At 42.9% G+C, this 6,286-nt stretch carries 5 protein-coding genes; 4 read left to right on the top strand and 1 reads right to left on the bottom strand.

Going from position 1 to position 6,286, the window contains the following annotated elements:
* Positions 1-243: 243 nt before the first annotated feature.
* A complete protein-coding gene (locus VGA95_00595; GenBank protein HEX9665042.1) occupies positions 244-693 on the bottom strand; it encodes an arsenate reductase family protein in 450 nt (149 codons plus the stop codon).
* Positions 694-913: 220 nt separating this feature from the next.
* Here VGA95_00595 and VGA95_00590 point away from each other — a divergent pair, with 220 nt between their 5' ends.
* The 4 genes from VGA95_00590 to VGA95_00575 form a co-directional block, all read left to right on the top strand.
* The gene (locus tag VGA95_00590) at positions 914-1,189 is read left to right on the top strand and encodes a hypothetical protein (protein ID HEX9665041.1); all 276 of its coding nucleotides are present in this window, start codon (positions 914-916) and stop codon (positions 1,187-1,189) included.
* Between the two features lie 373 nt (positions 1,190-1,562).
* Positions 1,563-2,552, top strand: coding sequence for an efflux RND transporter periplasmic adaptor subunit (locus tag VGA95_00585; protein HEX9665040.1), 990 nt, complete (start codon positions 1,563-1,565; stop codon positions 2,550-2,552).
* A gap of 1 nt (position 2,553) precedes the next feature.
* Positions 2,554-5,316 (top strand): ribosome-associated ATPase/putative transporter RbbA, encoded by a 2,763-nt coding sequence (gene rbbA, locus VGA95_00580; GenBank protein ID HEX9665039.1) that lies wholly within the window; start codon positions 2,554-2,556, stop codon positions 5,314-5,316.
* Between the two features lie 2 nt (positions 5,317-5,318).
* Positions 5,319-6,286: ABC transporter permease (locus tag VGA95_00575; GenBank protein ID HEX9665038.1), on the top strand; the 968-nt coding region annotated here is incomplete at its 3' end.

Here is a 6,286-nt window from a genome sequence, read left to right as displayed (position 1 = left end):
GAATCAGAGTAGCACATCTCACACTTAGCATCGCATTAAGATTACGTATTATTAAGGTACAAAGTCATTCAATGCTAAAATTGAGCCGTATTTTCAAGACCTTTTCTTTCAAAGGCTTTTACCGTTAAATTATTGCAGTGACGATGTCTCCGAAACTATCTGTGGGAATTTACCAGGAGGATCAAATTGAGCTAAGGCCCGACGAGACAGTTAGTTAGGTATCGTTTACCGATTTATTGACTATTATAATATCTTTTTAATTTCCTCGGCGGGTCTCGCCAGTATTACCTTCCCTTTCCCATCGACTATTGGTCGCTGAATCAGGTCCGGATGCTTAATCATCAAATCAATGATTTCTGAATCGGACAAATCCCTATTAGACAAACCAAGGTCTTTATAAACCTTTTCGTTCTTTCTCAAAAGATCCTTTGGACTGATATTTAATTTATTTATTAACTCCGTGAGTCCCTTCTTAGAAAAGGGTTTTTCATAATAGTTTATCGCTTCAAAGTCAGCACCTTTTTCGCTCAAAATCTTCAGGGCATTTCTGCAAGTCGTACATGTGGGTTTTATATAGATTCTGAGTTTATCTTCCGTCATGGGGCAATAATAATACCAAATATTTAAACAGAAGATAAAATCAATCTTTAGACTGGAATCCACTCTGGACAGGAATACCACACCTATCTTCATTGGTGAGTTTTCCTCTGCACACTAGCCTATGCTTTCCAAAATCAGGAAATTGTCCGAGACTGGAAAGTCTCGGCTATAGGTCTCTCACTAAAATTCTTTATCATCGATAGGCGAGGTTTTCTAACCTCGCGCTTGTATACGTGAAATGTGATGAGACCTTGCGGACATAAATTTAGTTAATAACTTGAATCGAATAACTGTATGCGTTATGATTTAGGGAATGAGAGAATTGACACTTTATGTACTAATTAGCGCTTTTATAGTCTCACTTCTTTCGGTTTCAATTATGGCTGAAGAAGAAAATCTTGAATTCCAACGGAAATACAATAAGCAGGATAACCCAATTAACTTATGGCATTTTCAAATAAGCACCCCATCCAAGAGGGCAGATTATCCACCATCCTTTCTCTGGTATTCGGGGAGACCCTATATGGACTCTACTCTCCCACCCATCTTCGGAAACCAGATATATATAAAGAACGATACAGAGGAATAAGATTACATTTAGTTTTAACCCGCTTAATCAATCTACAAAACCGATTATTCTACTTAAGTGGTGATGTGTTTGATTTTTCCTATTGAATCAAGTTATCAATCAAAATAAATTACGTTTCTGATCGTAAAATATCTGATTGATGCCCGGTGGAAACATGAAATTTTATTGTACTCTGAATAATGATAATAGGCAAAAGGGCAAATTTTAAAATTTCACCCGCTATTCTTTGATTACTAATTTTTGAAACTGAAAATCTCCTCTTAATGGCACAATAGTTGCAACGCCATTATTACTATGTGAAGACAAATATAAATTTGTCCAGATCATACTAAAATTTTTATTATTCTGTATTCTTAGAGTGGGACCGAGTTCATTGACCGATACCAAATCAAAAAAATTACTCCTATCCGTAGTCATTTTAGCCCTGATTATATTGGGTGCGGCCGCCTGGTGGTTTTATTTACGCAGGCCGCCACTTGAGGGATTCGCTGAAGGCAATGGTCGAATTGAAGCGACTGAAGTCGACATCGCGACAAAGTTTCAGGGCCGAATTGACGAAATCCTCTTCGATGAAGGCGACCTAGTGAAAGCAGGACAAGTGGTTGCGCGGATGGATACCGAATCGCTCGAAGCACAGCTCAGGCAAGCACAAGCAAAGATGGAACAGGCTATGAAAGAAAAGGCATATGCAGAGGCAATCGTAAAGCAACGAGAGAGCGAATCCAATCTGGCAAAGAGGAACCTGATGAGAGCTGAGAAACTATATGTGGATGGGAACATATCACTCGAGGAATATGATCAAGCAAGAACAAAGCATGAGACCGCAGTTGCTTCGTATGCGGGAGCCGAAACTCAGGTAGCTGGAGCGGAATCATCGATTGAAGCTGCACGGGCAGAAACTGAACGAATCAAGTCTGACATCGAGGATAGTATACTCAAAACCCCCATCACCGGACGAGTACAATATCGGCTCGCAGAACCCGGAGAGGTCATTCCCTCTGGTGGAAAAATATTAACAATCATTGACCTCACGGACGTGTATATGACTATATTCTTACCAGAAAGGGAAGTAGGAAGAGTAGCCATTGGAGCAGAAGCCAGAATTGTTGCGGATACCGCCACTGATCTCGCTGTTCCAGCACGGGTATCTTTCGTTTCTGCAAAGGCGCAGTTCACACCAAAAGAGGTGGAAACCACCTCCGAACGCCAAAAGTTAGTATTTAGGGTAAAGGTCCAGATCGATCCAAGAGTGCTTACGAAATATCAAGCTTGGATAAAACCGGGAATACCTGGTGTGGCCTATGTTCGTCTCAATTCAGAGGCCAAGTGGCCAGAAAATCTAAACAAATTTCCAGAGCTTTAACATGGTCGATAAACCCAAATCATCCGATTTCGTAGTAGATATATCTGGGGTAACACAGCGATATGGTAAGACCTTAGCTCTGGATGATGTCAACCTGCAGATCGCTTCACGATGCATTGTTGGCTTTATTGGCCCCGATGGAGTAGGTAAATCGACATTACTTTCTTTGATTTCGGGGATTAGAAAGATTCACAGTGGATCGGTAGAAGTGCTCGGTGGTAATATGGCAGATGCAAATCACCGGCATTCAATCCTACCACGAATAGCCTACATGCCACAGGGGCTTGGTCACAACCTCTATCCGACTCTATCAGTTTATGAAAATGTTGACTTCTTCGCCAGACTGTTTGGGCTGTCAAGAGAGGAGAGAAAAAGGCGTATTGATGAATTACTCATTAGCACGGGCCTAAAGACATTTGCAAGTCGAGCGGCGGGAAAACTCTCGGGGGGGATGAAGCAAAAACTTGGCCTTTGCTGCGCACTAATTCACGACCCCGAGCTGCTAATCCTCGACGAACCAACTACCGGAGTAGATCCCCTCTCCCGTCGCCAATTCTGGGACCTCATAGGACGAATAAGATCGAGAAGAGAAGACATTGGAGTTTTGGTTGCTACCGCATATATGGAAGAGGCCGAGAATTTCGACATATTGGTGGCAATGGATGCGGGCAAAATACTCGCCACTGGCAGTCCTGATGAACTTAAATCGCTGAGCGGTGCTATCAACCTCGAAGAGACATTCATCAATTTACTACCAGAGGAGAAAAGGCGGGGCCACCGTAAGTTGAAAATACCGCCAAGGAAAACCGAGGATAGAATAATCGCCATAGAGGCAATCGACCTCACGCGGCGTTTCAATAATTTCACAGCCGTTGATCATGTCAGTTTTTGCATCGAGAGGGGAGAGATATTTGGCTTCGTAGGTTCTAACGGTTGTGGAAAGACGACCACAATGAAGATGTTAACGGGGTTATTAAATGCTTCTGAAGGTGAAGCAAAGCTTTTCGGTCGTTCCATAGATGCAAAGGATATTGAAACCCGCATGCGCGTTGGTTACATGTCACAGTCCTTTTCTCTATACACTGAACTCACGGTTCGCCAGAATCTTAATCTTCATGCCCGTCTCTTCCATTTGGCAATTGACGAGATCCCCTCTCGGATCGACGAACTTGCTGATCAAATGGATTTAAGCCATGTGATGGACGACCAAGCGGGTAAACTACCCATCGGTATTCGTCAACGCCTATCCCTGGCTGTCGCGATCATCCATAAGCCCGAAATACTTATTCTAGACGAGCCCACATCGGGCGTCGATCCAGTGGCGCGAGATAAATTTTGGGAACTCTTAGTCGACATCTCTCGCAATCTCGGAGTAACAATCTTCATCTCGACCCACTTCATGAACGAGGCCGAGCGTTGCGACCGTATTTCATTAATGCATAGCGGCAGCGTGTTGGCTACCGGTGTGCCTGAGGCTTTGGTAAGTTCTATGAACGCCAAAAACCTTGAAGAGGCCTTTATAGCCTACCTAGAAAAAGAAGGTAGTATTGGGAGAGATATCCTAAAAGGTGCTAACAGTGATCATCCAAGAATACTTAATGGTCATACAAGCTGGAAGCAAACAAGTAAATTAGAATACTTCAATCTAAACCGTCTCTGGGCATTTGCCCGCCGTGAGTCTGTAGAAATAATACGCGATCCCATCCGTTTATCTTTCGCACTTCTGGGACCCTTACTTCTCATGGTTGTCTTGGGCTATGGTATTTCATTTGACGTTGAGAACCTACCCTACGCCGTATTGGACCGCGATCAAACACCTGAGAGCCGAAAATATTTGGAGAATTATTCGGGATCACGCTATTTTGAAGAGCATTCTCCCATAAAAAACTATACCGAACTAGAGGACCGTTTGAAGAGTGGAGAATTAAAAGTGGCGATCGAAATCCCTCCGGAATTCGGCAAAGATCTTAAACGTGGGAGCCAACCGGAAGTCGGGATCTGGATTGATGGAGCGTTACCGTTTCGCGCAGAGACGGCCCGTGGATATGTTTTGGGGCTTCATGAATTATATCTATCTGATGGCGAGCTAAATGCCGTTGAGAGAACTTCGCGGAACATGCCCTTCGAAATTGAAAACCGTTTTCGTTACAACCAGGATATGAAAAGCATCTATGCCATAGTACCAGGAGTGATAGCAATGTTGCTTGCAGTAATACCTTCTATTCTCACTGCGGTAGGAGTGGTACGCGAAAAGGAGCTGGGTTCTATAACAAATCTCTACTCCACACCTTCCACTCGCTTGGAGTTTTTACTTGGGAAACAGACGCCCTATATAGTAATCGGAATGATCAATTTTCTATCTCTCGTTTCTTTAGCTATCTTATTGTTCGGCGTGCCCGTAAAAGGTAGCTTAATAGCACTTTCTGCAGGCACATTACTTTATGTCATTTCAACCACAGAATTTGGTTTACTGGTATCAACCTTTACTAAGACTCAGATCGGTGCACTTTTTGGGGCTTTTCTAATTACCCTAATAACCTCGATGGAATTTTCTGGTCTTTTAGAACCCATTTCGTCACTTACCGGTGGTGCCGAGTTTGTCGGTAAGACTTTCCCCGCAGCCTATTTCTTGAGAATCAGTGTTGGAACATTCACAAAGTCACTAAACTTTGACGAGTTAGTTTTCAACTATTTAGCACTTGGAATATTTATAATTGCCTACTTAATACTTTGTCTCCTTTTCCTAAGGGAGCAGGAGGCTTGATCATGAGAAGTCTTAAAAATATATATCACTTAGGTATCAAGGAATTGATAAGTCTCCGCTATGATGCAGTGTTGATATTCCTGATTCTTTATAGCTTTACAGTCTTGATTTACCTGGCTGCAACTAGCGGTGGTCTTGAACTGCGCAATGCTTCTATAGCTATGGTCGATGAAGACAGGTCTCCGCTATCTTATAGAATACATGATGCATTTCTCGAACCATACTTCCAAAAACCAGAATATCTAACCATTTCTGAAATCGACAAGGCAATGGACTCGAGCATTTTTACGTTCGTTGTCGATATCCCTCCTGACTTCCAGGCCGACCTGCTAGCCGGGCGAAAACCCGATATTCAAGTGAACGTCGATGCCACGGCAATGAGTCAGGCCGGTATTGGCACAGGCTACATAAACGAGATAATAACAGAAGAAATCATGGAGTTTTTACGGGGTTATAGAGTCGATCCCAAACAACCAGTGGGAATTGCGATGCGAGTTAAATTCAATCCAAATCTTAAATCGAGCTGGTTTATGAGCATAATGGAGATTATTAACGTAATAACGATGCTTTCTATGTTACTCGCCGGCGCAGCCATTGTCAGAGAAAGAGAACATGGGACTATAGACCACCTTCTAGTAATGCCACTTACTCCATTTGAGATTATGTGCGCCAAGTTTTGGTCAAATAGCTCGGTAATCGTTTTAGCCTCTTTGTTGTCCTTATTGCTCCTTGTCGAAGGCATTCTGCGTGTACCTTTGAAAGGGTCTATACCTCTGTTCTTATTCGGGACTGTCTTATATCTTTTTTCAACAACCTCTATTGGTATATTTTTAGCCACAATTGCTCGATCGATGCCCCAACTGGGTCTTCTAACTATAATTGTTATTTTCCCCATGATCGCGCTCTCAGGAGGGTATACTCCACTGGATAGTATGCCCGAACCTATCCGAATACTGATGATGTTCTCACC

This window comes from Thermodesulfobacteriota bacterium, assembly GCA_036397855.1.
Classification (GTDB): Bacteria; Desulfobacterota_D; UBA1144; order Nemesobacterales; family CSP1-2; genus DASWID01.
The sequence above is the reverse complement of the archived record's forward strand: the minus strand, read 5'-3'. Positions and strand labels throughout refer to the sequence as shown.